We start from the raw sequence: 18,922 nt of genomic DNA, 5'->3' as shown, positions 1-18,922 counted from the left end.
GGTGGTTCCTGCCCGGCAGTCCGGGACGAGTTGGCCCCTGCCGGCGCCTGCCGCGTCGCGCGGTCACTCCCCGGCGGGGTAGTCCGTGGACTTAGCCAGGTCCCGCTGCGACTCGAAGTCGGCGGTCCTCTTGCGCAATACGTCGAGGGTGGAGTCCAGGGCTTGCGAGCCGAGGATCATCCGCATGGGGGCGGGCTTGACGTCGACGGATTCGATGATGCGCGCGGCCATGCGCTGCGGGTCCCCGGGCGCCAGGCCGTTCGCGGGGTCGAGCATCGCCTTGAAGGCGTGGGCGGGGGTGGCGTCGTAGACCTCGGTGAGGTCGGCGACTCGTGCGCTGCCGTAACGGAACTCGGTGCGGGCACCGCCCGGTTCGACGATCGTCATGCCGATGCCGAACGGAGCGACCTCCTGGGCGACCGACTCGACGAAGCCTTCGATGCCCCACTTGGTCGCGTGGTACAGGGAGTTGCCGGGGAAAGCGACCTGGCCGCCGTAGGAGGAGAGCTGGATGACGCGTCCGCCGGCCTGTGCGCGCAGATGCGGGAGGGCCGCACGGATCAGGGTGATGGAGCCGGCGAGGTTGGTGGCGATGATGTGGTCCACCTGCGTGTCGGTGAGTTCCTCGGCGGCGCCGAACAGCCCGTACCCGGCGTTGGAGACGATCACGTCGACGCGACCCGACGCGAACGCCTCGTCCACCATGGCGCGGACCGCGGTGGTGTCGGTGACGTCAAGGATCTTCGCCTGGAAGGCGTCCGGATACCGCTTGCGCAGGTCGGTCACCTTGTCCAGGGAGCGGACCGTGCCGATGACGCGGTCTCCGCGCTCCAGCAGCTGAGTGGTCAGGGCGCGTCCGAAGCCGCTGCTGACGCCCGTGATGAGCCAAGTGCCTGTGGTCATGCTTCTTCCTTCGGGCCCGGGGCGCCCGGGGACGGGGTCACGGCGTCGACGGCGCTCAGGGCGTTGAGGGTGCGGGGATAGCCGATGAACGGCAGCAGGCCGGTGAGGACGGCGATCAGAGTGGCACGGGTGTTGCCCACGTTCAGGTTGGCCGCCACGTGTCCACGTACCTGTGCGTCCGCGCCGCCGAGCGCGGCCAGCAGTGCGAGGGTGAGCAGCTCGCGGGTGGGGACGTCGAGGCCCGTGCGGGTGTAGTGGTCGCCGAAGCAGTTGGCGCTCAGCAGTTCCTGGACGTGCTGCTGGTCCTCGGGAGCATTGGCGTACAGGGCGTCCACCGTCGCGTCGCCCACGATCCGCTTCTGCACCGCCAGACCTTCCGCCATTCGGGTGGCGGGGGTGGTCGCGGACCGGCCTTCGAGCGGCAGTCGCACGCCGCGGTCGGTGAGCGTTTCGTTGGTGGCGTGCAGGAAGTCGAAGACGCGGGCCATTCCGGCGTACGGCACCGCCTGGTAGACGATCTCCTTCGCCTCCACCGGGGTGACGCCGACGGTGAGGGCGGCGCCGAGCATGATCCGGTACTCCGCCACCGCGCCGACGCCGATCATCGCGGCGAGTTGCGTCATCAGCCGCGTGCGCTCGGGCAGATCGGCGGTGTGGCGCAGTACCTCGTCGAAGGCGAAGTTGTCGAAGAGCTCGATCAGCTCCGGATCGGTGACCGCGAGGGTGGAGGCGTGGCCGGGGAACAGCCGCTCATGTGCCGCCGCGGCGGCTTCGTTGGGCTCGCGATGTGTCATGGCCGCCTCCAGGACCCGGTGCAGGGAGCGGATGGACTCCGCCTGGCCGGTGCCCGAGTCGGTGTAGCCACGGGACATGCCCATCGCGCCGACCGGATCCGGGAAACCCCCAGGTCCCGCCGCTTGATGTGCTGCATCGCTTGTTCCCTCTCCTCATTCGTCTCCCCGGCGCGTTGTCACGGGCTGGACATGTGACGCGGGACCTGCCAGGCGGCAGCGCCCTCCGGCCCGTGCCCCCTGTGCACAGGCCCCGACGTTCTCCAGGGTGCCCCGGTACGCCGATGACAGGCAGGCCCCGGTGTTCCGGGGAGCGGCCAGCCATGGTGTGACAGGGCACCCCTGATCAGGCATGTCACAGTGACGGCGGGGAATGACCGGCGTCACGGCACCCGAGCACAGCGGCGACGACGAACTGGGACGCTTCCTACCCGGAAACGGGCCACGTGCTGCCGGCCCGCCGTGGTGGAGTACGTGGCCCGGCAAGTGAGGGTGCCGGCCGGAGCATGTGCCCCGGCTCGGACCTGAGGGCGCGCTTGTCAGGCGTAGACGAGCTCGGCCTGCCACTGGTCCTTCGGCTGGTGGTGCAGGTCGAGGTAGGCGGCGGCCAGGGCGTCGGGAGCGAAGCGCGGGTCCTCGCCGCCGATGTTGCCGGCAACCGTGACGGTGGAGACGTGCACGCCCGAGCCGTGCTGGTCGGCGTGGAGGGCATGGACGTAGGCACGCAAAGCAGCCTTGCCCGCCGACATCGTGGTGTATTCGGGCGAGGGGTGGAGGGCGAAACCGCCACCGGTGAAGAGCAGACTGCCCCGGCCGTCCCGCAGGAGAGGAAGGACCGTCCGGGTGGCGACCACGGCCCCGGTGACATTCACCGCGAGAGCCTGCGCCCATGCCGCGGCGTCCAGCCCCGTGGGAGTGTCAGCCTGCATCACGGCTGCGTTGTAGACGAGGACCTCCGGCGCGCCGAGGCCGTCCGCCGCCCGGCCGAGCGCGGTCCGCAGATCTTCGGGGTCCCCCGCATCGGCCCGGTACGCGGCCGCCACAAAGCCCTGGCCGGTCAGCTCCGCCGCCTGCTTCCCGAGGCGGTCCGCGTCGCGGCCGAAGAGCGCGACCGGATGACCGTCCCGTGCGAAAGCCTCCGCGAGCGCCAGGCCGAGGCCGGGGCCGACACCGACGATGAGGGCGGTTCCTTTGTTCATATCTCGCTCTTCTCCAGATGTCCTGCCGTCCCTGGGACAGCGGTGATCCACGTCATGCATGCGGCGGATGTCCGCACATGCGGTGCTCCATCCATGCAACAGGCAGAGCGGCCGATGAGGGAGAGCCTGCTGATCCAGGTACTGACAGGGCACCCCACCCCATCGGCAAGGGACCTAATCTCGAAGAATGGACAGGCGCAAAGAGATCCGTGAATTCCTGACTTCCCGCAGGGCCAGGATCACGCCCGAGCAAGCGGGCCTGCCCGTCTACGGCAAGGCCTCCCGGCGGGTCCCGGGCCTGCGCCGCGAAGAGGTCGCGCTCCTGGCCGGAGTCAGCGTCGACTACTACACGCGGTTGGAACGCGGCAACGCCCGCGGGGTCTCCGACAGCGTCCTGGACAACATCGCGCGAGCGCTCAGGCTCACCGAGGACGAAGGGGCCCACCTCTTCGACCTGGTCCGCGCCGCGAACGCCACCACCCGGACGCGCCGGGCCACCAGAGCACAGATACGTCCCGCCATCCAGCGCGTCCTGGACGCTCTTGCCATCCCCGCCCTCGTGTGGAACGGACGCTTCGACACTCTGGCCGCCAACCGCCTGGGGCGGGCCCTGTTCTCCCCGTTGTTCCAGGACCAGGCCTCGTCCGTCAACAACGCCAGGTTCGTCTTTTTCGACCCGCGGGCGCAGGAGTTCTTCGGCGACTGGGAGGGCGTCGCCAACGACACCGTTGCCGTACTGCGCTGGGAAGCCGGTCGCGCCCCCTATGACAAGGCACTGACCGACCTGGTCGGCGAGCTGTCCACGCGCAGCGAGTTCTTCCGCACCCGCTGGGCAGCACACAACGTGCAGCCGCATCGCAATGGCGTCAAGGAGTTCCGCCACCCCGTCGTCGGCGACCTCACCCTGGCCTACGAGTCGATGTCCATCGACGCCGACACCGGCCTGACCCTCATCTCCTACAGCCCTGCACCCGGATCGCCCTCCGAAGACGCGCTCCAACTCCTCGCCACCTGGGCAGCCACCATCGACCGCGAGCGGGCTGCCCATCCGGCGCCCGAGCCCGACCCACGGGAGAACCGCTGAGGTCATCGGGCGAAACCGTCACCGGTCCGCTGCGTGGCCGGACCGAATCGTGCCTGCGCCTTGCCCGCCCGCAGGCAGTGCCCGTGGGGTGCCCTGGCACACCACTGAACCCCGCTCCCCGGCCCAACTCGCCCTGCCATCCGACGAGCGCAGCGAGCAGGCTGGGGGTGAACTGAAGATCCGTTCCGAACGACCCGCGGAGCACTGGAGCCATGAAGCACATCAAGCTGGGGGACCTGGACGTCTCCCGCATCGGCCTGGGCACCATGACGATGTCCGGCGTCTACCTCAGCCCCGGGGAGACCCCCGACGACACCGAGTCCATCCGTGCCATCCACCGGGCGCTCGACCTCGGCCTCACCCTGCTCGACACGGCGGAGGCCTACGGTCCCTTCGTCAACGAAGAACTCGTCGGGCGGGCCATCAAGGACCGCCGCGACCAGGTTGTTCTGTCCACGAAGTTCGGCATGTACTCGCACACCAGCGGCGGCATGGGCCACATCGACGGCACCCCGGCCAACCTCCGCACCGCGCTCGAAGGCTCCCTCAAGCGGCTCGGCACGGACCACATCGACCTCTACTACCAGCACCGCGTCGATCCCAACACGCCCGTAGAGGAGACCATCGGCGCCCTCTCCGACCTGGTCACCGAGGGCAAGATCCGCCACATCGGCCTGTCCGAGGCGGCGCCCGAGTCGATCCGTCGTGCCCACGCCGTGCACCCGATCGCCGCACTGCAGTCGGAGTACTCGCTGTGGACGCGGGATGTGGAGGCGGAGATCCTGCCGCTGCTGCGGGAGCTGGGCATCGGTCTGGTGCCCTGGTCGCCGCTGGGCCACGGCTTCCTCACCGGCACAATCCGTGCCACCGAGCACTTCGAAGCGAACGACTGGCGGGCGAACAACCCCCGCTTCACGGAGGAGAACCTCAAGAGCAACCTGCGCATCGTCGAGGAGGTCGAGGCCGTCGCCGCCGAGGTCGACGCCACTTCCGCGCAGGTGGCCCTGGCCTGGCTGCTGGCCCAGGGCGACGACATCGCCCCGATCCCCGGCACCAAGCGGGTCTCCCGCGTCGAGGAGAACACCGCCGCCGACGCCATCGCACTGACCGCCGAGCAGCTCACCCGCCTGAACAACCTCGCCCCCGCCGCCGGCGACCGCCTCCACGAGGCGGGCATGCGGCTGGTCAACCGCTGACCCGGCCCGCCCGACGACCTTCGGAAGGAACACATGCGTACCACCACACTCGGCCCGGGCGGACCCGAGGTCGGCGTCATCGGCCTGGGCTGTATGGGCATGAGCTTCGGCTATGACCAGGCCACCCCGCGCGACGAGGCCGAACTGATCTCGGTGATCCACCAGGCCCTCGACCTGGGGATGACCCTGCTGGACACTTCCGACGTGTACGGCCCCCTCACCAACGAGCAGTTGCTCGGCCGTGCGCTTGCCAACGGCCACCGGGAACGAGCGGTGCTGGCCACCAAGGTCGGCGCCCTCACCCGTAACGCCCAGGGGAAACCTGTACCCGGACTGAACAACCGTCCGGAGCACATCCGTCGTTCTCTCGATGAGAGTCTCGGGCGCCTCGGCACGGACCACGTCGACCTGTACTACCTGCACCGCGTCGACCCGGATGTGCCGATCGAGGAGAGCGTGGGCGCGCTGGCGGAGGCCGTGTCGGCGGGCAAGGCCCGCGCGATCGGTCTGTCCGAGGTGAGCGTCGAGCAGATCAGGCGGGCCCAGTCCGTCCACCCGATCACCGCGGTGCAGTCCGAACTGTCGCTGTGGACGCGGGACTGGATGACCGAGGTCCTGCCGTACTGCGAGGAGCAGGGCATCGCCTTCGTACCGTACTCCCCGCTCGGTAAAGGCTTCCTCACCGGCCGCTTCACCTCCTTCGACGACCTGCCCCAGGACGACTTCCGACGCGGTCTGGCCCGCTTCCAGCAGGACGCCCTGCGCGTCAACTTCGCCCTCGCGGAGAAGGTCCGCGAGATGGCCGAACGCATAGGCGCCACCCCGGCGCAGGTGGCGCTGGCGTGGGTCCTGGCCCAGGGTGAGTACGTCGTCCCGATCCCCGGCACCAAGACCCCCAAGTACCTGCTGGACAACGCCGGCGCGGCCGATGTCCAGCTCAGCGCCGAGGACCTCGCCGAGCTCGACGCCCTACCCACCCCGCAGGGCGGCCGCTACTACTGAGCGGCCCGTGCCCAACTGATCCCCGACCACCGAGTGACGGCGCGCCCCACGACTTCGAGGAGGCGCGCCGTCCGCTCGCAGGAGGTTCGGGTGCCCCGTCCGGCAGCACCTCTCGCCATCGCGGCGCCTGTTCGGTGCGTCTGTCAGTCGTAGTCCTCGATCCGCCATTCGTCGTGCCAGTCCACGAAGGCCATCTCTCCTTCGAAGCGGAGGGGCAGCCAGACGTAGTCCGCGATGGAGGTGTCGGGGTCGATCAGTTCCTGGGGGAGCACGGCGGCGTCCTCCGTGGCTTCTCCGGAGAAGCGCCTGCGCATCTCATCCTGGATCGGCTCGGCCAGGTCGGGTGCCAGGCCGGGCAGCCATCTGTCGGCCAGGGCGATGTAGAGGTCCTTCTTGTGCGGATGCCTGAAGACCGAGCTGATCTGGGAGCGGTACGAGGTGCCGGAGGCATCGTGGGGATGCGGGTCGCCCAGCACGGTCCACGGGCCGTGGAAGGTCCGCGCGACCGCCACCTCCGACCGGTTGGGCGCGTAGCCGGTGGTACCCGAAGTGATCAGGTAGTGCAGTCCGTTGCGTGTGAAGTGCGCCGGTGCCTCACGGACGTACGGCGGGTGCGGGTGCGGGAAGTGGGTCGAGTAGTAGCCGGTGACATCCGTGTAGTCGTCGGTCAGGTCGGCGCAGATCAGCTCGCTGTGCACGCGCTCGAAGTAGTAGTACGCCTTGCCGTCGTCGGGATGGACGGCGAGGTCGAAGTCGCCGGCGTTCATGCCGAGCGGGCGCAGCCCCGTGCGGACGACGCGGTAGGGGCCGAGGAAGTCGTCGGCGACGAGGACGGTGCTCTCCTGGGTGTGCCCCTCACCCATGATCTTGATCCAGCACACGTACCCCTTGGTCGTCGCGTTGAAGATGATGTGGGGGCGGTCGACCTGCTGGGCTGGGTGGAGAGGAGACTTCGGGTCGTCCGGCTCGGGCGGGATGATCAGCCCCCGGTCCTCCCAGTTGTAGAGGTCGGTGGAGGCGTAGCAGCGGATTCCCCAGTGCCAGATGCCGCTGCCGGGCTTCGTCCTCTCCTTGTTCTCCCCGTACCAGTAGAACGTTCCGTCGAGGTACGTGATCGACCCGCCGTGCGCCTGGATGCGGCGGCCGGCGGTGTCGTACCAGACCTGGCCCGGACGTATGGACGACCGGGGCGGTGGCGGTGTGGTCACTTCGAAGCCCCCTGCACGGTGTCGAGTGCGTCGACGAGCTGCCAGACGGAGCGGGCTCGGGCGTAGGCCGCGTACCGCGAGATGTTCGGGTTGGCCACGAACCAGGACTCCGGTGTGGCGAAGGCGTGTCCCAGGGTCGTGGCGCCGTCGTCGTAGATCCGGTTCGCCACGGCCTCGCTCATCTTCAGGGCCTTGGCTATGAGTTTCCCGTCACCGGTCGCGCGGCCGATGTGCACGGCGGCCGCGGTCGCCATCCAGGTGGTGCCGGGCCACACGTCGGCGATCTCCGGGACGAAGCGGCCGGGGGCGGGCTGGATGTAGTCCATCGGGTAGGGGTTGAGGTTCTCGTCCAGGATGATGGGCGGGCCTACGGGAACGCCGTTGGTGTCCTTGGGCGCGAGGAAGGCGTCCAGGGTGTTGTGCCAGTGCTTGCGGGCGCGCTGGAGGTTGATCAGGTTCGGTAGGCCGAGTTGGGAAGCGACGCACTGGGCGTAGAACGCGTCCAGGAAGGCGGCGTCCGTCGGCAGTACCGGCTTCTTGGCGCCGAAGATGTCGCCGGTCCGCCCGTCGATGCCGCCGGTGCCGTCGCAGTAGCGGTAGCGCCCGGTCTCGGGGTTCCAGAAGGTTTCCTCGAACTCCTCCTTCGCCGCTGCCAGTTCGGTGTCGATCTCTTTCTCGACCGCGCGCGTGGCCTCGGGTATTCCCAGGGCTCTGGCCTTGGGGGTGAGCGTCGAGAGGATCTGCAGCGAGAGCAGATACAGCTGGCAGTTGTAGATGCCGTGGCCGTTGACCAGGAGCTGGTCGTAGGTGTTCGCCGGGTTGTTCGACGGTGGGTCCGCCGGGAGGTGGGAGCCGGGCGGGCGGAAGAACTGCGAGTGCTTCAGCGTGCGCAGCATCTGGGGGTAGCCGTAGGTGAGCAGGCTGGTGTCGCCGGTCTCCTTGTACAGCGCGTACACCCGGTATATGAGCTTGTGGAAGCAGTCGCGGAACGCGTCGCCGCCCGCGGGGTCGAAGAGCGCGCCGAGGTCGTTGGTGCCGGCGGGCGGTGCGCCGAAGACGGGTTCGGACGTTGCCGAGGGAGCGCCCTGATTGGCCGCTGTCGCGCTGATGAACGGACCTGTGTCGGCCATGATCTGCTGGGGAACCCGCCCCCACCGGTCCTGCTTGGTCAGCTGCAACCAGGCACGCAGGCGCCCGAGTTCGATGGTGGGGAACAGCTTCGTGTACAGCAGGTAGCCGAAGCTGTCGACGTCCATCTCGTTGGCCCCTGCGCCGCCGCTTCCCGCGTCGATCGTGTAGAAGAGGTGCGTGTCGGGGATCTCCGCGCCCAGGCGAGGTCCGCCGGGGGCGGGCGGGATGGTGTTGCTGACCAGGCCCGCCTCCCAGAACGAGGCGTTGAAGACCATGCCGAACAGCTCGTTCAGGGCCGCTTTCCGCAGCCACACCGGGTACTTCGGGTTCTCGGCGATCGGCTTCCACCACGCTTCTACCGCGGCGAGGGAGTCGTCGTGCCGTGCCAGCTCACGCTTGGCGATGGTGAAGGCCTGCTTGAAGGGGTACGAGTTCGGGACGTAGTCGTTGGTGGCCGTCGAGGTGGCGCCGAGGAACTCGGTGTAGCGGCGCATCCAGACGGCCCGGCCCTCGGGCGCGCCGTCGTAGTACACCTGGGGGAAGTCCCAGGACAGGGCGTACCGGACGGTTGTCTTCTGGCCCGGCCGTAGCCGCACGGTCATGGCGACGGCGCCCGCCGAGTCCGAGTCGTCCAGGGCGCTGTTCGGCAGTTTGCCAGTGGAGGCAAACGGCTCGTAGATGTCGCTCCCGTCGCCTGCTCCGTTCCAGGAGGTGACGTACGTCAGTTTCTGGCCCGCGGTCGGCAGGGCGGCGATGGTCCACTCCGACTTGTAGGAGTCGGGCGTGTTCGTCGCGTCGTCCGAACCCAGCGTCACGCCGGCGACACCCGACCGGGCGTCGGTGTCGAAGCGGCTGTAGAGCCCGGTGCGTGTCGTGCCCTCCACATGCGGCGTGGCGTTCGGAAACGTGAACATCACCGAGAGGTCGATGGCCTTCGCGGTGGGGTTCGCCAGTTCCACGTCGAAGAAGGCCACCGGCATCGAGGTGCGCTCGTCCTCGCCGGCCACGATCGGCGACCAGAACCGCATGGACACCTTCGACTTGAACACGTTGTAGGTGGTCCAGCCGAACGGGTACAGCGCGGCATAGGTGCCGTCACCGGGGTTCAGCTGGTTCCACCGCGGAAGAACCCCGTCGAAGTCCCGCTGCGGGGCGATGTGGTCGTGCCGCGTGGCGAGGGTCTTGACGGTCGGGCCGCCCGAGGCACCCGCGACCTGCTCACGGATGTGGAAGGCCGCCTGGGGGAGTGTGCGCATGTCCCACCAGTCCGACGCCTGTGAACCGCCCATGCTCCATGGCCCGAAGGTTCCGAACAGGTTGTAGTGGAACGAGCCGGCGCCGACGCCGCCGAGCGGGATGCCCAGACCGGGCACGCTCATACCGCCGGCGCGTCCGCGCAGGCCCGAGGGTATGCCCGTGCGGCACTCCGGGTCGCCCACCGCCTCGCAGGGGCCGTCCGGTGCGAGGCCCCAAGTGCGGACGTACGCCGCCTCCGGTCCTCTCACCGCGTTGAGCGGTGACGCGTGGGCGGTCGAGGTCGAGCGAAGGGCCGGGAATCCACCGAACTCGCCTGCGGCGACGAGCCCGGCCACGGAGAGCGCGCCCCCGCGCAGGAAAGCCCTCCGCGGGAAACCTCCGCCCTCGCGTGTCGTGTTCGGTTCGGACCTGTCCTGCGGCTCCATGCCAGTCCTTTCGGGGGGTCGATGAATCGAAGGCGGTACCGGTCGCCCTTGCCGCCGACGCCCGCGACTCGGCGTGCCGGGCTGCATGCCCGGTGTCCGCCTATCGGTGGGCAAGTGCGTCCAGGGGCGGGTGGTGCGTACAGAGGTGGGGGCGCGTGTACTCAGGGGACCCGCGCGCACGGGATCGTGTGCGGACCGTCGGCGGACCGCGACGACGCCCTCGAGACGGGGCCGCCGGTCGCCGGCGCGTCGCCGCCGCTCATGATCCGACCTTGGGAGCGGGAAGCTCCGCCGCCATGGTTTCCAGGCGCTTGGCCCGCCGCAGTCGCTGCTTCTTCGGATCCGCGACGGGAGCCGCCATCTGCAGCTTGCGTGTGTAGGGGTGCTCGGGAGCCGTCGCGACGTCGGTCGCCTTGCCGATCTCGACAATGTGCCCTTGGTGGAGGACGGCGATCCGGTCGCTCACCTCGTTGACGACGCCGAGGTCGTGGCTGATGAACAGGTACGCCACACCCGTCTCGCGCTGGATGTCCTTCAGCAGCGTGAGCACCCGGGCCTGCGTGGTCACGTCCAGGGCGCTGGTGGGTTCGTCGCAGATGATGACCGTGGGGTCGAGGGCGAGTGCCCTGGCGATGGCGATCCGCTGCCGCTGTCCGCCGGAGAACTCCCGGGGGGATCTGCGGCCGGAGTCGGCGGGGAGGCCGACGGCGTCGAGCAGTTCCCGCACGCGCGTGCGTCCGTCCCGGGACCCGGCGGCCAGGAGGGGTTCGACCAGGATGTCCTCGATCGACATCGACGGATTCAGCGAGGAGTACGGGTCCTGGAACACCACCTGGATGTCCCGGGCGACCTTGCGCCGGCGGGCCCGTGGGATGTTGCTGATGGACTCGCCACGGAACGAGATGGAGCCCTCCGTCACCGGCGCGAGCCCGAGGATCGCGCGCCCGATCGTTGTCTTTCCCGATCCGGACTCGCCCACCAGGCTGAGCGTCTCCCCGGTGTTGAGGTCGAAGGAGACGCCGTCGATCACTGTGCTGCCGGTGCCCCGACGTCCGCCGTAGCGCACGGCGAGGTCTTCCACCTTCAGAACCGGCTCTGCCACCTGTCTCACACCTCCGCGATCTCGACACGGCGTGCCGACGAGAGCAATTCCTGCGTGTACGCCTCATCGGGCGCCTCGAAGAGAGAGTCCACGTCGCTCCGCTCCACGATGTGCCCGTCCTTCATCACGCTGACGGTGTCGCAGAGGTCCGCCACGACGCCGAGGTTGTGCGTCACGAGGATCATCGCGAGGCCTCGCTCGTCACGCAGTTCTCGCAACAGCTCGAGCACCTCTGCCTGCACGGTCACGTCCAGAGCGGTCGTCGGCTCGTCCGCGACGATCAGGTCCGGGCCGGAAGCGACCGCACCGCAGATGAGTACGCGCTGTGCCATGCCGCCGGAGATCTCGTGCGGGTACTGGCGGAAAACCCTCTCCGGATCCTTGATGCCGACCCGCGCGAGCAGGGCGAGCAACTCACGTTCTGCTTCGCGTTTCGTTACGGCCTTGACCGCACGCAGGCCCTGGGTGAGCTGCGCCCCGATCGTGAAGCAGGGGTCCAGGTTCGACATCGGCTCCTGCGGCACGTACGCGATGCGTCGGCCGCGTGCCTGGCGCATGTGCTGCTCGCTCGCCAGCAGATCCTCGCCGTCGAGCAGGACACGCCCCCCGAGAATGACCGCCTCGCGCGGCAGGATGCCCAGCGTCGAGAACGCGATCTGCGATTTGCCCGAGCCGGACTCGCCCACCAGGCCGTGGATCTCGCCGGGGCGGACGTCCAGGTCGACTCCGTGGACGACCTCGCGTATGCCGCTCTCACTGTCCGGGTAGCCGATGCGCAGGCCCCGTATCGACAGAACCGCATCCGTCGCGGGGGCAGGCCCTTCCGAGAGTGCGGCAGTGCTCTCCTCGCGAATTCGCCGGGCCGTCTCCCGGAGCAGTCGCGCCGAGGGTGTCGGGCGGTGCGCCGAGGACTGGAGCACGTCACGCAGGGCGTTGCCGAGCAGGACGAGGGCCAGGATGGACAGACTGATGAGGAGGGCCGGCCAGGCGACAGCGGCCTTGCTGGTGTAGATGTTGCCGAAGGAGTCCTGCAGCACCGTGCCCCAGGATGCCGTGGCGGGATCACCGAGCCCCAGGAAGCTCACGCCGGCCTCGATGCCGATGCCCGCTGCGACGACGAACGAGCTGTGGATGATGACAGGGGCGCGGACCGCCCAGAGCACGTGACGGCCGACGATACGCAGGTCGGAGAGACCGACCACCTTCGCCGCATCGATGTAGAGCTCGCTTCGGACGCCCACCACGACGGACTTGACCAGTCGGAAGTAGGACGGTGCGACGAGGAGGCCGAAGACGATCATCGCGACGACGATGTTGGGGCCCGTCCTGGCGTAGAGCGCGAAGAGGAGCAGGACCCCGGGCAACGTCATGACGACGTCGGAGACCCAGTTGGAGACGGCTTCGACCCTCCCTCGGTAGTAGCCGGCGACGAGGCCGCTCGTCATCCCGATCACGAGCGAGACGGCCAGAAGGAGCACGCAGGCCAGTGCCGTCTGCCGCGTACCCCACATCAGCCGCGACAGGATGTCCCGGCCCGACGCGTCCCCGCCCAGGAGATGACCTGAACTGAACGGCGGCGCGTTCACCGCCGACAGCTCCGAGGCGTTGGGGTCCACCGGCGCCAGCCAGGGGCTGCCCAGCCCCAGGATCAGGACGACGAGCAGGAAGGCCAGACAGAACGCGGCCATCGGGTCGCTCACGAGCCGGCGAAGCACCGACCGTCCTTTGGCCGTCGACTCCGTCTGCGGCCCGACGGCCGGGGAGAACTCGGGCACGCTCATCGCGTCCTCGCTTTCGGATTGAGTGCCGCGTTCGCGAGGTCACCCAGCACGTTGACGACGAGGACGATGAAGACGGCCACGACCAGGATTCCCATCACCACCGGCACGTCGCCCTGTTGGGAGGCCTGGTTGCCGGCTTCCCCCAGACCGGGGAGCGCGAAGATCTGCTCGACGAAGACCGCGCCGCCCAGGAGGGTCATGATCTGCAGGTTCAGGGCCATGAGCCCGGGGCCGCCGGCGTTGCGCAGAACATGGCGGAAGATGACCCGGGACTCGCTGATCCCGCGTGCCCGCAGCGTGCGGACGAAGTCCCGGGAGAGCGTGTCGATGACCGCTCCCCGGAACTGCGAAGCCGCGCCGGCGACCGATCCCGTCAGCAGCGCGAGCACCGGAAGCGTGACGGATTCGAGCCAGCCGGTGGGGCTCTGGTCCGGGGACACGTATCCGGTCGCGGGGAAGAGCCGGACCGAGATGGCGAACGCGAAGACCAGCGCGATCGCGATGATGAAGGGCGGGATCGCTGCCCCCAGAACAGCCAGGAACTGCACCACCCGGTCGATCCAGCCCCCGCGGACTGCGGCGGTGACACCGATGAGGACGCTGAGGACAGCCGTCAGGATGATCGCCAGGATGACCAGGGCGAGCGTCACCGGCACACGGGCGGCCAACAGGGACGTCACGGACTGTCCTGTGAAGAACGACTCGCCGAAGTCGCCGGTGACGACCCCCTTGAGCCAGTCCCCGTACTGCACGAGCAGCGGCCGGTCGAGACCGAGGCGGGTCATCTCCAACTGGACGTCGGCCTCCGTGGCCTCCGTGGCCTCCGGGCCCAGCACGGCCCGCGCGATCGCGTGCCCATCTCCATACATCAGGGCGAAAGTGGTGAAGCTGACGACGAGCAGGATGATCACCGCCCGCCCAAGCTTCTTCAGTACAGCACCGAACACGTGCGGCTCCCCTCGCTCACGACCGGCTGCTCACTTGAAGTCCTTCAGCACCGGGTTGAGGCCGTTGGGGTCGTTCGACTTGGGGACGCTGATCTTCGAGCTGTAGGCGTAGAACCCGTCCGGGTACACCATCGGGACGAACCATGCCTGGTCGACGATGTAGCGGTTGATCTCCTGCTGGATCGTGGCCGCCTCCTGCCCATTGGTGGTGAGCAGCTTGTCGTAGAGCTTCTTCACCGTCGGGTCGGACTGGTGCATGACGTTCCAGATGCCGTCGGACAGCACATAGTCCTTGATGTCCTGAAGGGAATCGCCGTAGTTCCCCAGCGGCCACAGGGGCACCGGGTATTTACCGCTGAGCAGTTCCTCCACCGCGCTCGGGCCTGACAGCGTCTGCTGCTTGACCTTGATGTTGAGCTGGCCGAGCTGCTGTGCGACGACGGGCACCAGCTTCTCGAGGCCCTGGCCCTCCATGACGGGGAAGGTGAGGGTGAAGCCCTTCTCGTATCCCGCCTCCTTCATCAGCTCCTTGGCCTTGGCGACGTTGTAGGGGTACGGGTCCTTGAGCTCCTTGATGTACGCCGCCGTCCCCGGGCGGAAGATCTGGTTCGCCGGAGTGGCTCGCCCCTGGTAGAAGTCCTTCGCCAAGGCGTCCTTGTCGAACACCATGTTCATGGCGCGGCGGACCCTCAGATCGCCGATGGCCGGGATCTTCTCGCCCTTGTGGTCCGTCAGGAGCAGCCGTGTGGTGGCGCCGCGCATCGACAGGATCTTGAGGCCGGAGGACTTGGCTTCCTTGTACATCGACTGCTGGATGAGGGTGCCGTCGATCTGCCCGGTCTTCAGGGCGTTGAGCGCTGCCGTCTGGTTCTTGAGCACCTTGATGACGAGCTTTTTGTACGGGAAGGACTTGGAGTCCCAGTAGGCCTCGTTCTTGACGAAGGTGTACGTCGAGCCGCTGGTCGTCGCCGCCTGGTCGAGCGTGTAGGGGCCGGAGCCGACGGGGGCCTTGTTCACCTTGCCCGAGGCCAGATACTTCGGGCTCGCCAGCGCTATGCCGCCCAATCCCATCAGCGTTGGATCCGACTCCTGCACGGAGGCCACCACGGTGCGGGCGTCCGGGGTACTGATCTTGATCTTGGCGATCTTTCCGGCCTGGCCGCCGTGCGTGGCCGCGTACTTGATGGACTCCTTGACGGCCGTGGCGTCGACCGGCGTGCCGTCGGAGAACTTCATGCCGGACCGCAGACGAAACGTCACCCTGGTGTTGTCGGAGTTCAACTCCCAGCTCTCGGCGGCATTCGGGGTAGCTCTGCCCTGGGCGTCGGCTCCCGTCAGGGTCTGGTAGACCGCCTGACCCGACCATCCCTGGAAACCGGGCTGGTTCGACGGATCCCAGCCCTGGATGTCGGCGGTCGATCCCAGAACGAGCGTGTCCTTCTTGCCCCCCGGGTTAGATGCGGAGTTCGAATCGGTGCAGGCGCTGAGGGCTGCCAGGGAGGTCAGGGCCGTCGCCATGGTCAGTGTTAAGCGGGCAAGTCTTTTGGTGCGCCGCATGATCGGCTCCTTCGGACACGGGAGAGGTTCGGCCGGATGTGGCCGTGAGTGCTGGTGGAAACGTCTACGCCCGGGAAACGTCAATGGGGCGTACCGGCTGAAAATGCTCTCTGGAACGTTTCAAGTGGAGGCTAGGTAGCGGGCGGGGATGGGTCAAGGGAGTGCGCCGTGATTGCGTGGTAACGGTTACGTAACGCGCCCCTGCTGCAGGGGTCAAAACAGCAGCTCAGAGCGTCCATAGCTTGAGTTGGTCGGCAGTGCGCCTCTCATGTCGACGCACTGGTGGGCGTCGAGCCGTGCGAAACGGTATGCCCGCTTCCGTCACACGGAGTCCGTGGATCGTTCTAGCGAGGGTGGAGGCGTGTGGAGGCGCGAACCGGCCGGTTCGCTGTCCCTGTCAGGGCAACCGTCGGGCGGACTTGCGTACCGGTGCAGCGCTCGTGCCACGCGCCATCAGTCGAGGGGACACGACGTAGTGCACGGGCTGGGTCCGGCCGTTCAGCCGTTCCAGCAGGAGTCGCGCGCTCATCTGGCCCGTGAGGTGGCCCGACTGGTCGACGGTAGTGAGGGAGACCCGGCCGATGGTCGAGGCATAGACGTTGTCGTACCCGGCGATGGTGATGTCCTGAGGCACCCTCAAGCCGCGTTCCTCCGCAGCGCGCAGGGCGCCGAACGCGGCGATGTCCGCACCGGCGAAGACGGCCGTCGGTGGCGTCGGCCTGGCAAGGGCCTCCATGGTGGCCCGGTACCCGCCTTCTTCCGAGTACGTGGTCTCGATGACGTCGGGCTCGAGGCCGTGCCTCTTCATGGCGTTGACGTAGCCGTCGCAGCGCGCGGTGTGGGCCAGGACGAAGGGCCTCCTGAGGCGTCCCGCCGGATGACTGGTGTGCAGGATGCGCTTGTGGCCCAGGGCCACGAGGTGATCGACCATGAGGCGCGCGCCGCCCTGGTCGTCGTCCACGACGGTGTCGTACTGGGCGGAGCCGCCGTGCCGTGCGATCACCAGGGTGGGCAGTCCCGATCCCAGTTTCTCCAGCCACGAGGTGGCCATCGCCGGCGCGATGACGATGAGCCCGTCCACCTGCCGGTCGCTGAGTGCTTCGATGCTTCGCTGCTGGCGCTCGGGGGAGAGGCCTCCGGCGACGAAGATCTCCTGGTACGGACTCGGCTCCAGCTCGTCGGCGATCCCTTCCGCGATCTCGGTCTGGAAGGGGGCCGAGAACTCGGTGAGCATGACGCCGATGGTGTAGGAGCGTCCGCGCATCGCACGGGCGCCGGCCTGGGGCCGGTAACCCAGTTTCTCGATCGCCGCAACGACCTTGGCTTTCATCTGGGGGCGGACGCCGGGAGCATCGCGGATCACATTGGAGACGGTCGAAACCGAGACCCGCGCCTCCCTCGCCACGTCCTGAATCGTTGCACGGCGACCCCTGGAAGGCTGCCGGGACACGAGGGTGTCGTCAGCGCGCACCGGCCTCGCCCGGCCACCACTGGAATCACGCACGTCGTCCCGCGCACCTGGTTCAGCAGCGTCATCTTCCACGGGCGCCATGCTACAGCCGCAGTGACAGACCAAGACCGCACAGGTCGCGATGGAGCGGGGCCGACGCCTTCCTAAGCCGATCTCTTCATGGAACGATACAAAGAATGACGGTCCCATCGGCGACTCGATCCAGGAGCCGAGAGAGCGTCTTCGCACGACAACGACGAGGTAAGGACAGCATGAGCGAATTACCCTCCCTTCCGCCCGACTTCGTGTTCGGTGCCGCCACCGCCTCGTACCAGATCGAGGGCGCGGTCGACGAGGACGGCCGCGGGCCCTCCATCTGGGACACCTTCTCCCGCGAGCCGGGCCGGGTACTGCACGGCGCCACCGGTGACGTGGCCTGCGACCACTACCACCGATACTCCGAGGACGTGGCGCTGCTGCGCGAGCTGGGCGTCGGCTCGTACCGCTTCTCCATCGCCTGGCCGCGCATCCAGCCGACCGGCTCGGGCCCGGTGAACCACAAGGGCCTGGACTTCTACTCCCGACTGGTGGACGAACTGCTGGCCGCCGGCGTCGAACCGGCCGCGACTCTCTACCACTGGGACCTGCCGCAGGCCTTGGAAGACCGTGGCGGCTGGCGGATACGCGACACCGCGGAGCGGTTCGGCGAGTACGCGGCCCTGGTCGCCGACGCCCTGGCCGACCGGGTCCCCCGCTGGATCACCCTCAACGAGCCCGGGTGCAGCGCCTTCCTGGGCTATGCGGACGGCCATCACGCCCCCGGCGCGACGGAAGGCACCCCGGCGCTGGCCGCCGCCCATCATCTGCTCATCGGTCACGGCCTGGCGATGCGGGCGCTGCGTACCGCCGGCGTTCGGGAGGCGGGCATCACGCTCAACCTCAGCCACGTGACCGCGGCCTCCGACTCCGCCGCGGATCTCGCGGCCCTCGTACGTGCCGAGACCATGCAGAAGCTGATGTGGACCGAGCCGCTGCTGCGCGGGCGCCTTCCATCCGCCGAAGAGGAGACGTGGGGTGAGCTGATCACCCGGCAGACCTTCCGACAGGAGGGCGACCTGGAGTTGATCTCCACGCCGATGGACTTCCTCGGCATCAACTACTACACCCCGACCGTGGTCCGGGACGCGCCCCATCGCCGGCCCGACCCGGCCCTGCGTACCGCGACGGACTGCCGCATCGAGACGGTCGACATCCCGGGAGTCCGGCGCACCGCGATGGATTGGGCAGTGGTTCCCGACAGTCTGCGCGAGCTGCTCGTCTCACTGCGTCACGAGTACGCGGACGCCCTTCCGCCCATCCTCATCACCGAAAACGGCTCGGCGGAGGACGACGTGCTGTCCACCGACGGCCAGATCCACGATCCCGACCGGATCACGTACCTCCGCGACCACATGGCCGCCGTCGCGAACGCCGTCGCCGAAGGAGTGGACGTACGCGGCTACTACGTCTGGTCGCTGCTCGACAACTACGAGTGGGCCTTCGGCTACGACAGGCGTTTCGGGATCGTCCACGTCGACTACGACACCCTGCGGCGCACGCCCAAGGACAGCTACCGCTGGTACCAGCAGTTGATCGCGGCCAAGGCCTGACCGCCGGACCGAGCGCTTCCCGTCGGGGCCACACGCCTTTCGCTGCGGTGGCCCGAGCGACAGCGGCTGGCCGGGGCGGTGACGGAGGCGGCGCACGCGCTGAGCATGCTCCTCAAGCGCCTCGGGCAGCACTGACCGGGCCCCTGGGCGCGTGGAACCACGGGCCCGTGGCGGTCCGGCTCTTGCCCTCCCGGGCGCCAAGTGCCGTATTTGTATGGGCCGTTGACAAAAGAGCGCCGG

14 protein-coding genes are annotated in these 18,922 nt (G+C 68.4%); 4 read left to right on the top strand and 10 right to left on the bottom strand.

Features of this window, described 5'->3' with window-relative positions:
• Positions 1-63: 63 nt before the first annotated feature.
• The 3 genes from JIX56_RS07665 to JIX56_RS07655 form a co-directional block, all read right to left on the bottom strand.
• On the bottom strand, positions 64-903 hold the full coding sequence (locus JIX56_RS07665) for an SDR family oxidoreductase (RefSeq protein ID WP_257538012.1): 840 nt from the start codon (positions 901-903) through the stop codon (positions 64-66).
• Positions 900-1,781 carry a carboxymuconolactone decarboxylase family protein gene (locus JIX56_RS07660; RefSeq protein WP_257538011.1) on the bottom strand — a complete coding sequence of 294 codons (882 nt, stop codon included), beginning with the start codon at positions 1,779-1,781 and terminating at the stop codon, positions 900-902. The genes JIX56_RS07665 and JIX56_RS07660 overlap by 4 nt, the downstream gene beginning before the upstream one ends.
• Before the next feature lie 452 nt (positions 1,782-2,233).
• Positions 2,234-2,893, bottom strand: coding sequence for an SDR family NAD(P)-dependent oxidoreductase (locus JIX56_RS07655; protein ID WP_257538010.1), 660 nt, complete (start codon positions 2,891-2,893; stop codon positions 2,234-2,236).
• Positions 2,894-3,080: 187 nt separating this feature from the next.
• Between JIX56_RS07655 and JIX56_RS07650 the strand changes: the two genes are divergently transcribed.
• The 3 genes from JIX56_RS07650 to JIX56_RS07640 all read left to right on the top strand — a co-directional run bounded on the left by JIX56_RS07650 (position 3,081) and on the right by JIX56_RS07640 (position 6,175).
• Positions 3,081-3,977, top strand: a complete 897-nt coding sequence (locus JIX56_RS07650) for a helix-turn-helix domain-containing protein (protein WP_257538009.1) — start codon at positions 3,081-3,083, stop codon at positions 3,975-3,977.
• Between the two features lie 212 nt (positions 3,978-4,189).
• On the top strand, positions 4,190-5,173 hold the full coding sequence (locus tag JIX56_RS07645) for an aldo/keto reductase (RefSeq protein ID WP_257538008.1): 984 nt from the start codon (positions 4,190-4,192) through the stop codon (positions 5,171-5,173).
• A gap of 33 nt (positions 5,174-5,206) precedes the next feature.
• A complete protein-coding gene (locus tag JIX56_RS07640; RefSeq protein WP_257538007.1) occupies positions 5,207-6,175 on the top strand; it encodes an aldo/keto reductase in 969 nt (322 codons plus the stop codon).
• 143 nt (positions 6,176-6,318) lie between these two features.
• Here the strand turns inward: JIX56_RS07640 and JIX56_RS07635 are convergent, their stop codons facing one another.
• The 7 genes from JIX56_RS07635 to JIX56_RS07605 form a co-directional block, all read right to left on the bottom strand.
• Positions 6,319-7,383, bottom strand: coding sequence for a family 43 glycosylhydrolase (locus JIX56_RS07635; RefSeq protein WP_257538006.1), 1,065 nt, complete (start codon positions 7,381-7,383; stop codon positions 6,319-6,321).
• Positions 7,380-10,196 (bottom strand): non-lysosomal glucosylceramidase, encoded by a 2,817-nt coding sequence (locus JIX56_RS07630; protein ID WP_257538005.1) that lies wholly within the window; start codon positions 10,194-10,196, stop codon positions 7,380-7,382. Before JIX56_RS07630 ends, JIX56_RS07635 begins: the two co-directional genes overlap by 4 nt.
• Positions 10,197-10,455: 259 nt before the next feature.
• On the bottom strand, positions 10,456-11,298 hold the full coding sequence (locus JIX56_RS07625) for an ABC transporter ATP-binding protein (RefSeq protein WP_257538004.1): 843 nt from the start codon (positions 11,296-11,298) through the stop codon (positions 10,456-10,458).
• 5 nt (positions 11,299-11,303) lie between these two features.
• Positions 11,304-13,079 carry a dipeptide/oligopeptide/nickel ABC transporter permease/ATP-binding protein gene (locus JIX56_RS07620; RefSeq protein ID WP_257538003.1) on the bottom strand — a complete coding sequence of 592 codons (1,776 nt, stop codon included), beginning with the start codon at positions 13,077-13,079 and terminating at the stop codon, positions 11,304-11,306.
• Complete coding sequence (locus tag JIX56_RS07615; RefSeq protein ID WP_257538002.1) at positions 13,076-14,026, bottom strand: ABC transporter permease; 951 nt, start codon at positions 14,024-14,026, stop codon at positions 13,076-13,078. Before JIX56_RS07615 ends, JIX56_RS07620 begins: the two co-directional genes overlap by 4 nt.
• 30 nt (positions 14,027-14,056) lie before the next feature.
• Positions 14,057-15,544 carry an ABC transporter substrate-binding protein gene (locus JIX56_RS07610; protein ID WP_257538001.1) on the bottom strand — a complete coding sequence of 496 codons (1,488 nt, stop codon included), beginning with the start codon at positions 15,542-15,544 and terminating at the stop codon, positions 14,057-14,059.
• 436 nt (positions 15,545-15,980) lie between these two features.
• Positions 15,981-16,988: a LacI family DNA-binding transcriptional regulator gene (locus JIX56_RS07605; RefSeq protein ID WP_257538000.1), complete on the bottom strand. Its 1,008-nt coding sequence runs from the start codon at positions 16,986-16,988 to the stop codon at positions 15,981-15,983.
• A 317-nt stretch (positions 16,989-17,305) separates the two neighbouring features.
• On the opposite strand from JIX56_RS07605, the gene JIX56_RS07600 reads away from it, so the two are divergent.
• A complete protein-coding gene (locus tag JIX56_RS07600; protein ID WP_257537999.1) occupies positions 17,306-18,682 on the top strand; it encodes a GH1 family beta-glucosidase in 1,377 nt (458 codons plus the stop codon).
• The last annotated feature ends 240 nt before the right edge of the window (positions 18,683-18,922 follow it).

The organism is Streptomyces sp. CA-210063, from assembly GCF_024612015.1.
Classification (GTDB): Bacteria; Actinomycetota; Actinomycetes; order Streptomycetales; family Streptomycetaceae; genus Streptomyces.
The sequence above is the reverse complement of the archived record's forward strand: the minus strand, read 5'-3'. Positions and strand labels throughout refer to the sequence as shown.